We start from the raw sequence: 17623 nt of genomic DNA, 5'->3' as shown, positions 1-17623 counted from the left end.
GTAAATGCTACAGCCGCAACCCACCATCGCACTCAATCATACGCCCGGTGAAATAGTCGTTTTCAAGAATAAACGCAACGCTTTGAGCAATATTATCCGGATCACCCAGGCGTTTTAGCGGCACGCTTGATGAGATACGTTCCAATATATCGGGCCGCATTGAGGCGGTCATTTCGGTAGCCACAAACCCCGGGGCCACGGTGCCTGTCCGAATACCATAGCGCGCTAACTCTTTGCTCCAGGTGACCGTTAGCGCATGTACGCCAGCTTTTGCAGCGGCATAGTTGCTTTGCCCCATATTACCTGCCCGGGAAATGCTGGAGATATTGACAATCACACCCTCATGCCCCATTTCGATCATCTGCGTGGCAGCCTCGCGACCACACAGAAAAACGCCGGTTAAATTGACGTTTATGACGTTTTGCCATGCCTCCAACGACATGCGTTTTTCCACTTGTCCCTCTTTGGCCTTTACCAGTAGTGCATCCTGAGTAATGCCCGCGTTATTAACGCAACCGCTGATCGGCCCCATACGCTGAGCAATATCGGCAAACGCTTGGGTCACAGAAGCCTCGTCTGCAACATTCACCACAAAGGCTTGAGCATCGACACCTTCTGTAGCAAGTGCTGATACCGCTTGATCAAGCGCTTCAGCGCTCATATCCAACAGCGCCATGCGTGCGCCTTGCTTACCCAGGCGCAGTGCCATGGCATAACCCAATCCACGCGCCCCACCGGTGACGGCGATTACTTTATCGGCAAGTACCATTATTGACTCCTTACGAGAAATACAACCAGTTCATTGTGCATTGCAGCATAGAGGAATTATGGGCATTAATCGAGCTACATCGCCGCTGGAAGGCGCAATGTTAGCTGCTTGCTATTTACATTTATGTCACCATATTACGCAATTAAGACGGTTATCGAGTCGCTATTTCTAGCGTTTTCTGGAGTTAGTCATGCCTATTCTTATTTTTATATCACTGTTCACCCTACTTGATTTTGTGGTGCTTTTTTCGATGGGTAGCCAAATAGGGCTACTCACCACCCTGCTCCTAGTACTTGGCACAGGCTTTGCCGGGTTACATCTTATTCGTAAAGAAGGCGTATCAACCTTTGCACGCGCGCGGCAGCGTATGCAGGCCGGCGAAATTCCTTCTAGTGAACTATTGACTGGCGCCGCGCTTATTTTTGGTGGTGCCTTATTAATGGCGCCAGGCTTTTTATCTGATGCGCTGGGCCTTGCATGCCTGATACCTAGCGCACGCCAATTGATGTTTAAAGCACTTACTTGGCTAGGTCTGAAAAAAATCGCCAGCCAGCAGCAAGACCCCAACGCTTCCTCGGCCCGACCAAGGGACTACCACACCCCAAACACCTCCCAACAGGAAGGTCCGATTGAGGGTGATTTTATTAGCAGAGACGAGCCCCCACGCCGCGACTAAGGCTCGGACTGGAAGAAAATTGCTAAAAAAGCAATTTTTTCTTACTCGCCCCCTTGAAAGACCAACCGCAGCCCCCATTTTTCACCCAGTACACAAATTCGGCAGCGATCTAGACGGTAGCTGCCATTAACAAGGAAGACCGTGAGGTCTTCACTTCTCGCGGGTCACTCCCTCGAGAACACTTTTAGACTAACCGCCCTCATCAGGGCTTCAACCCTACTCAGGAGAACGTGAATGAATATCCGTCCTTTGCACGATCGTGTCATCGTCCGTCGCGTTGAAGAAGAGCAGAAGACCGCTGGCGGCATCGTGCTTCCGGGCAATGCAGCAGAAAAGCCGACGCGTGGCGAAATTCTTGCTGTCGGCAATGGCCGCATTCTGGAAAATGGCGATGTCCGCCCTCTCGACGTTAAAGTTGGCGATAACGTGATCTTTAAAGATGGCTACGGCGTTGAGAAACAGAAAGTCGACGGCGAAGAAGTCTTGATCATGAGCGAAGCCGATATTCTTGCGGTTGTTGAAGGCTAACAGTCGTTGCGGCTCACATTTGATTGATGAGCGCCTCGATTATTTACTTTCACGTTTTTGCATTCAATTTAGGAAGTAGCAGATATGTCAGCTAAACAAGTTAAGTTTTCAGATGATGCCCGTAAGCGTATGGCGCGCGGTGTTGACGTTCTTGCCAACGCGGTAAAAGTAACCCTCGGTCCTAAAGGCCGTAACGTGGTACTGGAAAAATCTTTCGGTTCCCCGACCGTTACTAAAGACGGTGTTTCTGTCGCCAAAGAGATCGAACTGAAAGACAAGTTCGAAAACATGGGCGCGCAGATGGTTAAAGAAGTCGCTTCACAGACTTCTGACGCCGCTGGTGACGGTACTACCACCGCTACCGTTCTGGCCCAGGCCATTATCGCTGAGGGTTTGAAAGGCGTTACTGCCGGCATGAACCCGATGGATCTTAAGCGCGGCATCGACCAAGCCGTTAATGCTGCCGTTAAAGAAATCAAAGCAATGTCGGTACCTTGCACCGACACCAAGTCGATTGCTCAGGTAGGCACCATCTCTGCTAACGGTGACAAGCGCATTGGTGAAATTATCGCCGAAGCGATGGAAAAAGTCGGCAAAGAAGGCGTCATCACTGTTGATGAAGGCCGTGGCTTTGAAGATGAGCTGGAAGTCGTTGAAGGTATGCAGTTTGATCGCGGCTACCTGTCTCCTTACTTCGTTACCAACCAGGACACCATGACGGTTGAACTGGAAGATCCTTACATCCTGTTAGTGGATAAAAAGATCTCCAACATTCGTGAGCTGCTGCCGGTTCTCGAAGCGGTTGCTAAACAAGGTAAGCCGCTAGCCATCATCGCTGAAGATATCGAAGGCGAAGCACTGGCTACGCTGGTGGTTAACAACATGCGCGGTATCGTTAAAGTAGCCGCTGCTAAAGCGCCTGGTTTCGGTGACCGTCGTAAATCCATGCTGCAGGACATCGCTATCCTGACCAACGGCACGGTTATCTCTGAAGAAGTCGGCCTGACGCTTGAGCAAGCGAACCTGGATCACCTGGGTACCGCTAAGCGCATGACTATGTCTAAAGAGAACACCACCATCATCGATGGCGCTGGTGCAGAAGGCGATATCGAAGCACGCGTTAATCAGATCCGCGCGCAAATCGAAGACACCTCTTCTGATTACGACAAAGAGAAGCTGCAAGAGCGCGTTGCCAAACTGGCAGGCGGTGTTGCCGTTATCCGCGTCGGTGCTGCCACCGAAGTGGAAATGAAAGAGAAGAAAGCCCGCGTTGAAGACGCCCTGCACTCTACTCGTGCAGCCGTTGAAGAAGGCGTGGTGCCTGGTGGCGGTACTGCACTGGTTCGCGTTATGGCGAAAGTACAAGGCCTGACCGGTGAAAACGAAGACCAGAATCACGGTATCAATATGGCGCTTCGTGCTATGCAGTCTCCGCTGCGTCAGATCGTTTCTAACGCTGGTGAAGAGCCTGCCGTTGTTATCAACCGTGTGAAAGATGAAACCGGCAACTTCGGTTACAACGCACAAACGGGTGAATTTGGCGACCTGTTCGAAATGGGCGTTCTGGATCCGGCTAAAGTAACCCGTACTGCACTGCAGTCCGCTGGTTCTGTTGCTGGTCTTATGATCACCACCGAATGCATGATCGCTGAAGATCCTGAAGAGAAAGACGCTGGCCCAGACATGGGTGGCATGGGCGGTATGGGTGGCATGGGCGGCATGATGTAATGCACCCCTGAGCCCTCTGCTCAAGACTGCTAGCTTTTAAAGCAGTCACCAACAACCCCGCCCCGTGCGGGGTTGTTGCGTTCTTGTGAGTCGTTCGGCTCATTGCCTGCGCCCCATTGCGCAGAGCTAACGTGGTACTATCAGCGCGATTTTTATAAGGCTATAGGGCGAAATCAGCGCATGTTGCAGCATATTCGTATTGTACTCGTTCAGACCTTTCACCCAGGCAATATCGGCGCTGCGGCGCGAGCCATGAAAACCATGGGCTTAACCGAACTGGTGCTGGTGAATCCACGCATGTTTCCCGATGAAGAAGCCTCTCGCCTTTCCGCAGGGGCCACTGATGTTCTGGACAATGCACGGGTAGTCACAACACTGGAGGAGGCGGTTAACGACTGCGTTCAGGTGGTGGGTGCCAGCGCACGCTTGCGCAGCCTGCCCTTGCCCCACTTTGACGAACCCGATGAGATGGCGGCAGACGTTATTCAGAGCGCACAAACGGCGCCAGTGGCACTGGTATTGGGACGAGAGCGTTCCGGACTGACTAACGATGAAATCCGCTGCTGTACGCATCAAGTGAGCATTCCCGCCAACCCTGATTACGGCATTCTGAATTTATCTCAGGCGGTGCAGATTCTTGCTTATGAAGTGCACCGAGCCTGGCGTAAAGGTGGAGATAGCGGCTTTGCTTATCAGCGCCCACTGGAGGCAACGCCGCCCACCCGTGAACAGTTCCTACACTTTCAAGCCCATCTGGGTCGCTTAATGCAGGAGAGCGGCTTTTTAACCCAGCCCCACGCGCGCACTGAAGAGCAGCTTCAAGCCCTCTTCGCCCGCGCCCAGCCCAGCCGCAAAGAACTTTCGCTGCTGCGGGGGCTATTAAGCGCGTTTGAATCTCACCTACCCAAACACTAACGGGTTAAATAAAAAAGGGACAACCAGCGTTGTCCCTTGTGGATTCTAATAGAGTCGTTTTGCCGCAAGATATTTAGAGCATCATCGCCGCTAGCCAACCAAAGCCCACTAACGGAATGTTGTAGTGTAGAAATGTCGGCACCACGCTGTCCCAAATATGATCGTGTTGACGATCAACGTTCAGTCCAGACGTAGGCCCTAAGGTTGAATCCGACGCTGGCGAGCCAGCATCGCCCAGCGCCGCCGCGGTGCCAACCAGTACAACGGTCGCCATTGGCGAGAAACCAAACTGAACTGCCAACGGCACGAAAATCGCTGCGATAATCGGAATGGTAGAGAACGATGAGCCAATACCCAGGGTAATAAATAGCCCAACCAGTAGCATCACCAGCGCAGCTAGGCCACGGTTATCGCCGAGCAAGGCAAACGCGCCTGATACCAAGGCATCAATCTCTCCAGTGGTTCTCATCACTTCAGCAAAACCCGCCGCCGAAATCATGATAAAACCGATCAGCGCCATCATGCGCATACCGCTGGTAAACAGATCGTCCGCTTCACGCCACTTAAAGATACCGCCCATTGAAAGCAGGCCAATCCCTACCAAACCACCTAGTATCATCGAACCGCTATACAGCTGCAGGCCGAGGGCTGCGACGATCGCTACCCCAGACATAACCAGACCCAGCATATGCGGTTTAGCAGGCGCATGCGCTTCAGAAACATTCGCGGCAATATCCTGTGCCTGATAGTCACGGGGGCGCCGGTAACTCCATAGCAGTGCAACGATGAGGCCTAAAGCCATGCCCCCGACCGGTATTGCCATGGCCATGGGCACCATTCCGCGGGTGATTTCTAACCCCAACGGCTCACCCGCGCTGTTTAAGTTAGCCAGTAAAATATCGTTTAGAAATATCGCCCCAAAGCCTACTGGCAACAGCATATAAGGCGCGGTTAGACCAAACGTTAGCGCACACGCCACTGCCCGCCGGTCCAGCCTCAAACGATTCATCACGGTTAACAGCGGCGGGATCAACACAGGTATAAAGGCGATATGTACCGGGATAGCGTTTTGTGAAGAGATTGCCACCAGCAAAACCGCCGTTAGCAGCAACATTTTGACCCGCACCTGATGTGCCGCGGTCGTTTCCTTGCCTAGTAACGTTATCAAACGGTTAGCCAGCATATCCGGCAAGCCAGAGCGGGAAATAGCCACTGCAAAAGCGCCTAACGTAGCGTAAGCCAGTGCCACCTGGGCGCCACCGCCCACGCCTTCATTAAAAGCATCCAGCGTTTGCTCAAGCGATAAACCGCCTACTAAACCACCGACTAACGCACCCACCACAAGCGCGAATACCACCGAGACACGGGCCAGCGATAGCGCCACCATCACCAGCACCGCAAGAATTACTGCATTCATGGAAATCCCTAGAGCTATTAAGAGGTCATTAACGGCGAAGGGAGCGGATTTTAGCAGATTAAAACGGCAAACCTAAGACTAAGGTTTACCCCTCTTTGATTGCGACTTTAGTCGAGGCTCTCTTGCTGCATCGCACCATGCTGCCTACCATCCTCTCTTTTATAAAATTCAGCATTCGCTACTTTAACCTTCGCTTAGGAGCTCGCATGAGCATACTTGCCATTGTCATTTCGCTACTGTTATTGATGTTCCTCGCTTACCGGGGAATTTCAGTGCTATTGCTGGCACCATTGATGGCGGGTTTGGCGGTGCTGCTCTCGGGGGATGCCGCATTTTTGTTGCCGATCTACACCGATACGTTCATGGGGGCGCTGGGTAACTATGTTATCCAATTCTTCCCGCTGTTTTTATTAGGCGCTCTGTTTGGTCAGCTAATGGCCGACTCAGGCGCGGCGCAGTCAATTGCCAACGGTATCGTCAAAAAGCTCGGCACTCACCACGTCGTGCTTACCGTGGTCATGGCCTGCGCAATATTGACCTATGGGGGCGTATCGCTGTTTGTGGTGGCGTTTGCCATTTACCCGATCAGCCGTGAGCTATTTCGTAGCGCCAATGTGCCAAAGCGCTTAATTCCAGCCTCCATTGCTCTTGGCTCATTCACCTTCACCATGACCGCACTGCCCGGTACGCCAGCAATTCAAAATGCAATCCCCATCCCCTATTTCGAAACCAACAGCTTTGCAGCACCTGGCTTAGGCATAATTGCCGGGCTGATCATGCTTGGGCTGGGCACTTGCTACCTACAATCGCGAGTTAAAAAAGCGGCTCACAACGGCGAAGACTATGGTCAGCATACTGAGCGTGAAGTGGACGCCAGCGATGAAGATGAACCCACCACTGCTATGCCACTGCCGGTGGCCCTGATACCGATAGTGATGGTCATTGGCCTGAACGCACTGTTTACCTACGGCGTATTTCCAGCCATTGATTTAAGCTTTATTAGCGAAGAGTTTGAAAACGTTTCGCCCTCTGGGCAAACCGGGTTATGGGCCATACTCATCGCACTGCTAACGGCCTCTACATGGCTAATCATTACCCGCTGGAAGCATTGGCTAGATCTTAAAGCGAGTATCAATAAAGGGTGTTTAGGTTCGCTATTACCGGTTTTCAACACTGCTTCAGAGGTGGGTTACGGCGCCGTTATTGCCAGCATGGCGGGCTTTGCGATTATTCGCGATTCCGTGCTGACAGCGTTTCCAGGCAATCCTTTAATTTCAGAAGCCATGGCGATGAGCGTATTAGCCGGGATCACCGGCTCCTCTTCTGGCGGGCTCTCTATTGCCCTAGAGACCCTGGGCAGCGAATACCTAGCCATGGCCCAAGAAGCGGGGATTAATCCAGAGTTGATGCACCGCGTTGCAACCCTGGCAGCGGGTGGTATGGACACCCTTCCCCACTCAGGCGCCGTCATTACCCTATTGGCCATTTGTGGCCTAACGCACCGCCAGTCTTACGCCAATGTGGCGATGGTGACTATCGTGCTACCGATTACGGCGCTGATTAGTGTCATTACGCTCGGCACCCTATTTGGCAGCTTCTAAAAGCGCACAACGCATGCGATAGTGAGCTAACTGTAAGCCTGCAAATAAAGAGAACACCATGGCTCTCGTTCGCAATCACGCGCTGCTGTTGATTATCTTAGGAAGCTTAGTTATCTCCACCGCCATGGGTTTACGCCATGGCTTTGGGCTTTTTATGGAACCTCTCAGCAGCGAGCTGGGGTGGGGACGCGGCGTGTTTGCCTTTGCGCTCGCATTACAAAACCTGGTTTGGGGTTTATCACAACCCTTTACCGGCGCGCTGGCTGACCGTTTCGGCGCGGCTAAGATTATCGTTGCTGGTGGCTTATTATATGCCTTGGGGCTGCTGTTTATGAGCCTTTCCACTTCAGTGCTAGGCATGACGCTCAGCGCAGGTCTTCTGATAGGCCTAGGCTTATCAGGCACTACGTTCTCTGTCATTTTGGGCGCTGTAGGCCGCGCGGTGGCCCCCGAAAAGTGCAGTATGGCCATGGGTATTGTGAGCGCCGCTGGCTCGTTTGGGCAATTCGCCATGCTGCCCGGCACACTGGGGCTTCTTGAGTGGCTTGGTTGGGCCGCTGCGTTAATGGCAATGGCGGCCATTGCCACCATCATCATTCCATTGGGAGCGATGTTACGTGACAAGCCCTCGGCCAAAACAGCCGCCGATCTAAGTCTTAAAGATGCGCTCAACGAAGCAGCAGGCCAAAAAGGCTTTTGGCTACTCTGCCTAGGTTTTTTTGTGTGTGGTTTTCAGGTGGTGTTTATTGCCGTCCACCTACCCGGCTACTTATTTGATAACGGTATTGCCGTTCAGGTAGGAACAACGGTGCTGGCGTTAGTGGGTTTATTTAATATTGTCGGCACCTATACCGCTGGCTGGATGGGTGGCATTTGGTCAAAACCCAAGCTGCTAACCTGGCTCTACTTGATTCGCGGCGTGGTGATTACGGCGTTCGTATATTTGCCGCTAAGCCCTGTGAGTGCGTACGCATTTGGTATCGCCATGGGGTTACTATGGCTCTCTACCGTTCCGTTAACCAATGGCATCGTGGCTTCAGTGTTTGGTGTACGCCACCTCTCCATGCTGGGCGGAATCGTATTTCTGTTTCACCAGCTTGGTTCATTTATGGGCGTTTGGCTTGGCGGCTATTTTTATGATCTTACCGGCAACTACAACACCGTATGGAAAATTGCCATTGTGCTCTCCCTCGTGGCGGCTGCACTACACTGGTATATCAATGAGAAGCCCCTTGAGCGCAGCACATTAACCAAGGTGATGCCATGAATGCCACCAAAATGCTTAGCGCCGTGATAGTCGCCGCCGCCCTGCTTGGCGGTTTGGTCTTCGCTTGGTGGGGCTGGCAAAACCTCGACCCATCGCTGCTGCTGTTTGGCAGTCAACTCTGTTGAGTGTGGATTGAAAACTCAACGGTATCTTTATGCGCAGGATCAAGTTTTGAGTACTTATTTTCCCCTACACTCTTTTATCAACACCCAGCGCCTAATTAGATAACGCCCAATAGTGGGTAGTTAATATTCGCCCCTCCCTGATACGCGGAAGATTTAATGGATTTTGTGGCATCCCTTGCCCACCAATTTAAAGACAGCCTGCGTGATCTCGCGCCGGTGGTAGTGGTGATGGCGTTTTTTCAGTTAGTGGTTATCCGTCAGCCCCTCCCCGAAGCCATAGAGGTACTCGATCTGGCTCTCGGCCTGTTATTTGTTGTCATTGGCCTGACACTCTTCATTAAAGGCCTTGAGCTGGGTCTTTTCCCCCTAGGCGAGAACCTAGCACGCGCATTTGTAAAAAAAGGCTCGATTACATGGCTGCTGCTGTTTGCTTTTGCATTAGGCGTTGGCTCAACCGTGGCGGAGCCCGCATTGATTGCCATTGCTGCCCGCGCTGCTGAAGTGGTGGCCCAAGGCGGTTTGATAAGCGATACCAGCACGGCACAAAGCAACTTTGCATTTGCTCTGCGGCTGGTGGTGGCACTCTCTGTTGGGACGGCAGTCGTCGTGGGCGTCATACGTATCTTTAAAGGTTGGCCACTGCACTTAATGATCATTGCCGGCTACGTATTAGTGCTGTTACTGACGCTTCTTGCTCCCGCCGAAATGATCGGTATCGCTTACGACTCAGGCGGCGTTACGACATCGACGATTACCGTGCCGCTAGTCACGGCACTGGGCGTTGGTCTAGCTTCCTCGATAAAAGGTCGCAGTCCTATGCTTGATGGCTTTGGGCTAATTGCATTGGCATCAGTAATGCCGATTATCTTTGTGCTGCTATTTGGCATTATTGGCATCCACCTGATTCCAGGAGTTGCACCATGACCCTTATCACTACGTTCTGGGGAACGCTGCTAGATATCCTGCCCATCGCGACGATTGTTTTTGGCTTCCAATACTTAGTCATTCGTAAGCCTGTCAAACATCTGCCGCAAATCTTGGTGGGTTTTATTATGGTTTGGGTAGGATTGTCGTTTTTTTTAGTCGGTTTGGAACAAGCCCTGTTTCCCATGGGTGAGTTAATGGCAACCCAACTCACCCACTATGAGTTTTTGCCTAGTTTAGCCGAGGGTGCCCAACGCCACTGGAGTGACTATTACTGGGTCTATATCTTTGCTTTTACGATTGGCGCCAGCACGACGATTGCAGAACCGTCACTAATTGCGGTTTCAATCAAGGCGGGCGAGATTTCCGGCGGCACGATTGATCCATTGATGCTGCGCATTGCGGTTGCGCTCGGCATGGCTTTTGGTATTACGTTAGGTGCGTGGCGTATTGTAATGGGCTGGCCTTTACAGTGGTTCGTATTCGCCGCCTACTTATTGGTAATTGGCCAAACCCTGCGCTCCCCCCGCTCTATCATCCCTTTGGCATTTGACTCAGGTGGCGTCACTACTTCTACCATAACGGTGCCGATTATTGCCGCGTTAGGATTAGGACTTGCAACAGAAATCCCTGGACGCAGCCCGGTAATGGACGGCTTTGGCATGATCGCTCTTGCCTGTTTATTTCCTATTATTACCGTAATGGGTTATGCCCAAATTGCTCAATGGCGGGCCACACGACGAAGCACAGCCAATGCCTCATCGCCATTAAAAAGCAAACTAGTAAGAAAAGGAGATCACGATGCGTTTTAAACTTATTGTCGCCATGGTGGAAGACGAACTAACCGATGCCATTATTGAAGCCGCACGCCATGCAGGTGCTACGGGCGCCACTGTGATCAATAACGCTCGAGGCGAAGGGTTAAATAAAGCCCACGGAATTTTTGGCATGGAGATTACCGCTCAACGGGATATGCTGCTGTTTCTGGCGGAGGAACACCGCAGCCGCCATATTCTTGAGGCGATTGCCCAAGTGGGCGAATTTGATGAGACACCTGGCACGGGTATCGCTTTTCAGCTTGATGTAGAGGATGCCGTAGGGGTAAAAAACCAGATGAAATCACTTTCCGAATCGGCCGATCAGGCGCTGCCATAAGTTTCGCAACGCCCTACTTTTTGTGAGTAATTGGCACTATTCCCTAAGGCTGGCCCATGCGTCAGCGACGCCGTTGGCGCATCAATACACCCTGCTTGGGCGAAAATAGCAGCGCCATAAAAAACCAACTGATAGCGACCAATACAATGGTGCCGCCAGAAGCAACATCCAACACCACAGAAAGCCACAGACCAATGACCGCTGAGCTAACGCCCATGCCCACGCCCACTGAAATCAACATCATTGTTTTAAAGCGGTCCGTGAGCAAGTGCACCGTGGCGCCTCGAGTAATCAGCATTGCGACCACTAAAATAATGCCCACCGTTTCTAAATTCGCCACGATGGTAAGCGTCAGCAGCAAGATCAAACCGTAGTGAATCACACTGGTATTAAAACCCAGCGCCTAAGCCTGCTGGGGGTCAAACGCGTAGAGCAGCAACTGCCAATAAGCGAGCCACACCACCAGCAGGGCAATCACGCTGGCCACCAAGGTCAGCAATAGTGCCGATTGCTGAACACCCAGCACATTGCCAAACAGGCAGCACCGCATGGGAGATCGCATCGCCAAACAGGCCAAGTGTTGCCATTAGTTCTGCCACGTTAGTTACCCCTGCGCTGCCGTTAAGGGAGATGCTTTATCGACCTGCACATCATTCTCCGACTGCTCGGTAGAACTCACCGCAAGCTCAGCTAACTTGGCATCGCTGAGCATCTCATCAGGCGAGCCGATCCCACGAATAAAGCGGTCGATCAACACCACATGGTCGACGTAGCGCCGTGCCCCCGGCATATCGTGAGTGACCATGATTACCGTTCGTCCGGCCTCTCGCTCACCGGCCAGCACGTCTAAAATCAACCGCTCACTAGGTGGGTCTACACCCGCCAGTGGCTGATCAAGCAGTAAAATATCCGCCTGCTGAGCAAGCGTACGGGCAAGTAAAACACGCTTTTTCTGCCCACCGGATAGCTTGCCAATCGGGCGTTTCGCCAACGCCAGCATATCCACCGCATCTAGCGCGCTCTTTACCGCCTCACCATGGCGGGAATCATACCAACGTGAAGGCAGCAGACGGCGCCACAAGGGGTCATTACGCATATGCCCATAGCGGCCACCCATAACGGTTTCCCACACCGAGACAGGAAAATCCCATTCAATCGCTTCACGCTGAGCCATATAAGCAATATGCCCCGCTTTACGCTGCGTCGAAATCGGCTCACCAAATGCCTGAACATTGCCACACTTAACAGTACCCGTCGCTCCTCAGGTATCGCTTCTAAGCGCTCTAACCATTGCTGTGTTTAACCATAGCGGTAGGCTCAAAGCTATATTCATCTCTTTTGTATTACTGATAAGTAGACTGTAACTCAAGAGGAAAAACACTTTGCAAACAGTTTAGCCTTGGCTAACAATGTTGCGTAAAAATAGGCTACTATCCCAAGTACGATCCAATGATTATTACCGCTGCTTCCGATATAATTTGCCAATGACTGATTCTAAACCGAACGCTTCATTAACCGCCCCAAGCATTCATGGTGATGCCCTTCCGCCCGTGGAGCAGCATGCTCAGCAGTATGCAACGGTGCGTAATGCCCATGAAACCGAGCTGATTGAAGACTACGTTGAGCTGATTGGGGATTTACTGACGCATCGTGGCGAAGCGCGTGCGGCGGACATTGCCAACCGCATGGCGGTGAGTCAGGCAACCGTATCGAAAATGATCAGGCGTCTAAATGAGCTTGAGCTGGTGACTAGCAAGCCCTACCGCTCTCTGTTTCTGACCGAGGCAGGCCAGAAAATGGCAGAAACCTCACGCGCTCGGCACGATATCGTATTGCATTTTTTACGCGCGCTTGGGGTCAAAGATGCCACTGCTCGTATTGATGCTGAAGGCATGGAGCACCACGTGAGCGATGAAACACTGGATATAATGCAGCGATTTACCGAACAGCAGCAGAAAAGCTAAATGCTCATCAAGAAGCTATCGGGTTAAACTTCAAGGCCCCTGTGATGGGATAAGCGCAGGTTGCAGAAAATTAAAGCTCACCGCTCGCTACTTGTGCGGGCATTCCAAGGCGCCCTATACCTGGCAGCTTCAAGGCAGGACGCATCACATCAATACCAAAACTCAAGCCGAGAACATTAATTTCGATGCCCTCTTCTAGCGCCAGCATAATACCGGCCACCCCGCCTAATGAGAGCTGGTACCCCGTGCCACTTGGCGCAGGTGCCAAAATACCGTTGAAAATATAATCTTTGCCGATAGCGGTAACGGGCAGCGTCACCTCAAAGTCTGGTACTTCACGAATCACCCAAGCGATAAAACTGTTGCTGTTAGGCCCGGGCCATACGCGATAAAGGTCGGCTTGAGGGTAGTCAGCAGCAGCTGATTCTATCTTGGGTATTAATTGTGCAGCCGCATCACCGCGGTAATCGGCCAGCAGCGTGGGCGGGTTACCAAACCAGGCACGATCGGGGGTATCAATAGAAGAGACTACCGTAGGGCGACGCCAGCTCAACACTTGGTGCAGCCGGTAGCTATCAGCATTCTCTGCTTTCGTTGCAATCCAGATATGTTCGCCAAACGCCCCGCGCCAATTATAGGCGCGGGCAGAATAGACCTGCACCACGGCTTCGGAGATCGCTGCTGGGTCTGGGGCGATCCCAGCGGAGGAGCGATCCAACGATGACCAATGTCCTTCTGTTACCACTTGATTACTTGCCAATATCCATACAGGCCCCACTAGCAGCAGCGCTAAAAGCGCTACGAGAGTGAGCAGCCATCGCAGCAGCGTTTTCATCGTGTTACCCGAAGCTAAGAGATAACTGTTAGTACCGCGATAGCTAGCTGGACGCAAGCGTATATTGTCGATTTGAGGAAAACGCTAATAACGGAAGCTAAATGTAATAGCCGTTCAATTACTATGATATACGTTACCTTTTTAGTCAGTAATAAAAATGTAACATAGGTTAAAAAATAACCATAAATATTAATTAAATAAAAAGGTTAAGAAAATCATCGTTTCTTTAACTTGATTAATAAGGATAAATTTAAAGCTTATATGGCCTCTCAACGCAGACGATAGCCCACGCCTGTGAGCGTCTCGACCCGCGCAGACTGGTTACCAAGCTTGCGGCACAAGATACGAACAACGGCGTCAACCACATTGCTGCCGTCCTGATAACGGGTGCCCCAGACATGCTGCAAAAGCTCACGGCGGCAAACTGCCTTGCCCTAATGTTCAACCAGGTAGCGCATTACACCGAACTCCACAGGGGTTAGCGCAATACGGCCTTCCGCCAACATCAGTTGCCGGGTGTAGTTATACTTTTCCGTTCCAGGTAGGCTTGTAAAGGGCGTGCGTTATAGCCAAATTTGATGGTTAGGTTCTTTGATACTGAGTTCCGGAGAGAGGATCACTCCAACAAAAAAAGCAGGCAAAAAGATAGAGTCATCGAACCCTTCTAGAGATTCGATGACCATTCTACGTTTTGAAATTTTATTACCTGTCACCTTCAAACCCTTATATCATCTATTACCTTCCATACGCCGGGCGAACTCCATGCAGAATGGTGTATTAAGTCTTTTTCCGCGATGCTGTGTGCCTTTCCACTTAGTATGACGTCGTGATCGTGCACCTCGACTTTGATCGCATTGGCATCCTGAATAGCCCTACGTTTAAGTGAGGCCTCAATATCGGCCTTAACAGCAGCAGCGGTAGGCTTAGGTTTGAGAACGATCTGGTTACTCACACCCGTAACCCCTGTCAAGTAGCGTATGGAACTAGCAGCCAAACGCCGTTGATACTCCCAAGGGACTTCGCCGGTTAGCGTCACCCAACCGTCTTCAACCATTATCTTTAATGGGTCATGTGGAATGTATACATTCCACTCCAGTGTATTTTTAACCGCACGAGCAATATCTGCATCAGTGCGATTGTTATTTCCAGGCAGATTTACGTCCATTTCAACGGCAACGCCTTTAACACCGCTAACTCGCTGTGCTGCCATTTCTGCATGCCACTTCTCTGCATAACTATCCACATGGCCTGCCAATGTCACAATGCCGTCGTTAACCTCTACCCCAATATTCGAAGCACGAACAGTGGGTTCATACTCAAGTTCGGCAAGCACATCTTTCTGAATTTGACTGTCTGACTTTGGCATCATTTGTACTCCTGTAGTTTTGCAAGACAATCTTGTTATCAATTAGAAATACTCACTCTATCTACTTGATTTCAAGCTTACGCCGTGAAGCTTGTTTGGCTTTTGGCATAGTGATTGTCAATATGCCATCCTTAAATTTGGCTTCAGCATGTTTAGCATCCACTTCTACTGGCAGGGCAATCGTCCGAGAAAAGGAACCTTGCCAAATTTCTGAATGGTAATACTCATCCTGTTTTTCCTCGGTTTTTTCGGAACGCTGACCTTTTAGCATCACGGCATGTTCGGTTATTTCAAGGTCTATTTCTTTCCGGTCAATCCCTGGCATCTCAGCGCGCACTTCGATTTCTGTGTCTCGATCAATGATGTCAACTTTAGGGTTATGTTGACCGAAAAAACCTAGCCGTTCTTTTATTAAGTCTTCCTTGAAAAAGGGCTTCATCCAGCTGCGCTCGAAGAAACCTTCTATCATACGATCAAACTCTTCCAGCGGGCTTAAAGAGCGCTTACTTGGAAGTGAACTCGTATCTTTTTCCGACATTACAGGCTTGCTGATTGCTTTTTCCATGACACTACTCCTATGTAGTTCTTTTACTTAATAAAAGGGATAAACTGCATCTTTATCCTTCATTTTTTTTCAATGGCTACATTACAAGCCATGGTATATTTATAGCGCAAATACTTTTATTTAAAAGGTGGTACATGTAATAAAAAGCACTAATATGCAAAAACTTGATCCAGAGCAATTAATACCAGCTTCACCCCAGCTCACCTATAAAATGGTAGTAAAATTATTGTGTAGTAGTTAATTTCAACCCATATTAAACCTATCAATAGAATTTCATATCACAATGTTTTTTCATTATTGCTTTTGTTATATATGCGGGCAGCTTAAAGCACAGTGGCATCAGCGACACCTGGCACTCAGGTGAAGTGAATCAGTAAAGGTAAGTAAATGTTATTGCTAGATAAACTAACGCTCAGCTTCTAGGGTTAATAACAATGATTTATGATGAGACACAATACCAACAATTGGACAGGCTGGTACGAGCATCACTGGCAGGGCTAACACTTGGCATTTCTCCTACATCGGCCATGCTAACTTACTTGGACTGGCTATCAAGCCTCCAGCTTTCTCCTGGAACTCAGGCTCATCTAGTAAAAAAAGCAATGAAGAAACAGCTACGCTTGTTGTCTTGGGTTAGCCATTCGGCCTTCGACCCCAATGCCACACCTTGTATTGCCCCCCTGCCCCAGGATCGTCGTTTTCGTGACCCTGCCTGGCGTTACTTCCCCTATAATCTGCTTTATCAAGGCTTTCTTCTTCAACAGCAGTGGTGGCATAACGCCACTACCGGACTACGCGGCTTATCCCCGCATCACGAGCAGGCAGTAGAATTCGGTGCCCGCCAGTGGCTTGATGTGTTCTCCCCCTCCAATTTTTTACTGACTAATCCCGCTGTGCTCCAAAAAACCGTTGAGAGCGCTGGAGCCAACTTAATGCAAGGCCTGCAGCACTACTGTGAAGATATCCAAAACCACTATCTCGGCAAAAGGTCAGCGAGTGCTGAAATGTATGTCGTTGGAAAAAATGTAGCAATTACACCGGGCAAGGTTATCTTTCGCAACCATCTGATCGAGCTAATCCAGTACACCCCTACTACAGAAGAAGTACATGCGATGCCTATACTCATTGTGCCTGCATGGATCATGAAGTATTACATCCTAGATTTGTCCCCCCATAACTCGCTTGTTAAGTACTTAGTTGATCATGGCCATACGGTTTTTATAATTTCCTGGCGCAACCCAACGGACGAAGATCGCGATATTGGGATGGATGACTACCGCCAACAAGGCATTCTGGCGAGTCTCGATGTCATCGAAACCCTATTTCCTAGTCAGAAGATACATGCGGTTGGCTACTGCCTGGGCGGCACCCTGTTGGCCATTACCGCTTCTGCGATGGCCAGAAATGGAGCCAACCGCTTGGCCTCAATGACACTCTTCGCCGCACAAACGGACTTCCGAGAAGCTGGTGAACTAATGCTTTTTATTGATGAAAAGCAGCTCGCTTTCCTTGAAGACTTAATGTGGGCTCAGGGCATTCTCGATACGAAACAAATGTCAGGGGTATTCCAGGTACTGCGCTCTAACGATTTAATCTGGTCCCGGGTCGTGAACGAGTATTTGTTAGGCACAAGGCAACCCATTAACGACCTTCTCGCCTGGAACACCGATGCAACGCGCATGCCCTACCGTATGCATTCTCCTGAATCCGTGAGACCGGCCCCAGGAAGCACTTCTAACCCACTGACCTGCATGGCAATATAGCCATTATCGCCATTCACCCAGACAG

General features: G+C 50.6%; 17 protein-coding genes and 3 pseudogenes. 12 read left to right on the top strand and 8 right to left on the bottom strand.

From position 1 onward, the window contains the following. Window positions 1–7: 7 nt before the first annotated feature. Complete coding sequence (locus ACXUPB_RS09940) at window positions 8–769, bottom strand: SDR family oxidoreductase (RefSeq protein ID WP_335597578.1); 762 nt, start codon at window positions 767–769, stop codon at window positions 8–10. A 190-nt stretch (window positions 770–959) separates the two neighbouring features. On the opposite strand from ACXUPB_RS09940, the gene ACXUPB_RS09935 reads away from it, so the two are divergent. From ACXUPB_RS09935 to ACXUPB_RS09920, 4 genes are all read left to right on the top strand, one after another. Beyond that, window positions 960–1445: an FxsA family protein gene (locus ACXUPB_RS09935; protein ID WP_179917231.1), complete on the top strand. Its 486-nt coding sequence runs from the start codon at window positions 960–962 to the stop codon at window positions 1443–1445. Window positions 1446–1679: 234 nt separating this feature from the next. Further along, window positions 1680–1973: a co-chaperone GroES gene (locus ACXUPB_RS09930; RefSeq protein ID WP_008956441.1), complete on the top strand. Its 294-nt coding sequence runs from the start codon at window positions 1680–1682 to the stop codon at window positions 1971–1973. 84 nt (window positions 1974–2057) lie between these two features. Beyond that, window positions 2058–3701, top strand: a complete 1644-nt coding sequence (gene groL / locus ACXUPB_RS09925) for a chaperonin GroEL (protein ID WP_179917232.1) — start codon at window positions 2058–2060, stop codon at window positions 3699–3701. Window positions 3702–3881: 180 nt separating this feature from the next. Continuing rightward, the gene (locus tag ACXUPB_RS09920; protein ID WP_179917233.1) at window positions 3882–4616 is read left to right on the top strand and encodes an RNA methyltransferase; all 735 of its coding nucleotides are present in this window, start codon (window positions 3882–3884) and stop codon (window positions 4614–4616) included. A 73-nt stretch (window positions 4617–4689) separates the two neighbouring features. Here ACXUPB_RS09920 and ACXUPB_RS09915 read toward each other — a convergent pair whose 3' ends face one another. After that, on the bottom strand, window positions 4690–6033 hold the full coding sequence (locus tag ACXUPB_RS09915) for a Na+/H+ antiporter family protein (protein ID WP_179917234.1): 1344 nt from the start codon (window positions 6031–6033) through the stop codon (window positions 4690–4692). Between the two features lie 206 nt (window positions 6034–6239). Between ACXUPB_RS09915 and ACXUPB_RS09910 the strand changes: the two genes are divergently transcribed. The 6 genes from ACXUPB_RS09910 (at window position 6240) to ACXUPB_RS09885 (ending at window position 11105) form a co-directional block, all read left to right on the top strand. Continuing rightward, window positions 6240–7634: a GntP family permease gene (locus ACXUPB_RS09910; RefSeq protein ID WP_179917235.1), complete on the top strand. Its 1395-nt coding sequence runs from the start codon at window positions 6240–6242 to the stop codon at window positions 7632–7634. A 58-nt stretch (window positions 7635–7692) separates the two neighbouring features. After that, the gene (locus tag ACXUPB_RS09905) at window positions 7693–8901 is read left to right on the top strand and encodes an MFS transporter (protein WP_179917236.1); all 1209 of its coding nucleotides are present in this window, start codon (window positions 7693–7695) and stop codon (window positions 8899–8901) included. Continuing rightward, complete coding sequence (locus tag ACXUPB_RS09900) at window positions 8898–9026, top strand: hypothetical protein (RefSeq protein ID WP_281372642.1); 129 nt, start codon at window positions 8898–8900, stop codon at window positions 9024–9026. The genes ACXUPB_RS09905 and ACXUPB_RS09900 overlap by 4 nt, the downstream gene beginning before the upstream one ends. 156 nt (window positions 9027–9182) lie before the next feature. Beyond that, entirely contained in the window at window positions 9183–9950 is a 768-nt protein-coding gene (locus ACXUPB_RS09895; RefSeq protein WP_179917237.1) for a DUF1538 domain-containing protein, read from the top strand. Further along, window positions 9947–10762, top strand: coding sequence for a Na,Li,K/H(+) antiporter subunit UmpB (gene umpB / locus ACXUPB_RS09890; RefSeq protein WP_179917238.1), 816 nt, complete (start codon window positions 9947–9949; stop codon window positions 10760–10762). The genes ACXUPB_RS09895 and umpB overlap by 4 nt, the downstream gene beginning before the upstream one ends. Next, the gene (locus tag ACXUPB_RS09885) at window positions 10752–11105 is read left to right on the top strand and encodes a P-II family nitrogen regulator (RefSeq protein WP_179917239.1); all 354 of its coding nucleotides are present in this window, start codon (window positions 10752–10754) and stop codon (window positions 11103–11105) included. The genes umpB and ACXUPB_RS09885 overlap by 11 nt, the downstream gene beginning before the upstream one ends. Before the next feature lie 61 nt (window positions 11106–11166). Here ACXUPB_RS09885 and ACXUPB_RS09880 read toward each other — a convergent pair. Further along, window positions 11167–11643: pseudogene (locus ACXUPB_RS09880) on the bottom strand (metal ABC transporter permease); the annotation flags it as partial. A gap of 66 nt (window positions 11644–11709) precedes the next feature. Beyond that, window positions 11710–12345, bottom strand: a pseudogene (locus ACXUPB_RS09875) (metal ABC transporter ATP-binding protein); the annotation flags it as partial. Between the two features lie 244 nt (window positions 12346–12589). Here ACXUPB_RS09875 and mntR point away from each other — a divergent pair. After that, on the top strand, window positions 12590–13069 hold the full coding sequence (gene mntR / locus ACXUPB_RS09870) for a manganese-binding transcriptional regulator MntR (protein WP_035558690.1): 480 nt from the start codon (window positions 12590–12592) through the stop codon (window positions 13067–13069). Window positions 13070–13139: 70 nt separating this feature from the next. Here the strand turns inward: mntR and ACXUPB_RS09865 are convergent, their stop codons facing one another. From ACXUPB_RS09865 to ACXUPB_RS09850, 4 genes and pseudogenes are all read right to left on the bottom strand, one after another. Further along, on the bottom strand, window positions 13140–13904 hold the full coding sequence (locus ACXUPB_RS09865; protein ID WP_179917240.1) for a DUF3750 domain-containing protein: 765 nt from the start codon (window positions 13902–13904) through the stop codon (window positions 13140–13142). 269 nt (window positions 13905–14173) lie between these two features. Further along, window positions 14174–14326 (bottom strand): annotated as a pseudogene (locus tag ACXUPB_RS09860) (winged helix-turn-helix domain-containing protein); the annotation flags it as partial. 293 nt (window positions 14327–14619) lie between these two features. Then, window positions 14620–15273 carry a BON domain-containing protein gene (locus ACXUPB_RS09855; protein WP_246362407.1) on the bottom strand — a complete coding sequence of 218 codons (654 nt, stop codon included), beginning with the start codon at window positions 15271–15273 and terminating at the stop codon, window positions 14620–14622. Window positions 15274–15331: 58 nt separating this feature from the next. Then, complete coding sequence (locus ACXUPB_RS09850) at window positions 15332–15835, bottom strand: Hsp20/alpha crystallin family protein (protein ID WP_035558697.1); 504 nt, start codon at window positions 15833–15835, stop codon at window positions 15332–15334. 434 nt (window positions 15836–16269) lie between these two features. Between ACXUPB_RS09850 and ACXUPB_RS09845 the strand changes: the two genes are divergently transcribed. Next, complete coding sequence (locus ACXUPB_RS09845) at window positions 16270–17598, top strand: PHA/PHB synthase family protein (protein WP_472956449.1); 1329 nt, start codon at window positions 16270–16272, stop codon at window positions 17596–17598. Window positions 17599–17623 lie beyond the last annotated feature (25 nt).

The sequence above is a fragment of the Vreelandella sp. DA03-1M genome, assembly GCF_055725665.1.
Note: the sequence above shows the minus strand (reverse complement) of the source record. Positions and strands in the feature narration are given on the sequence as shown.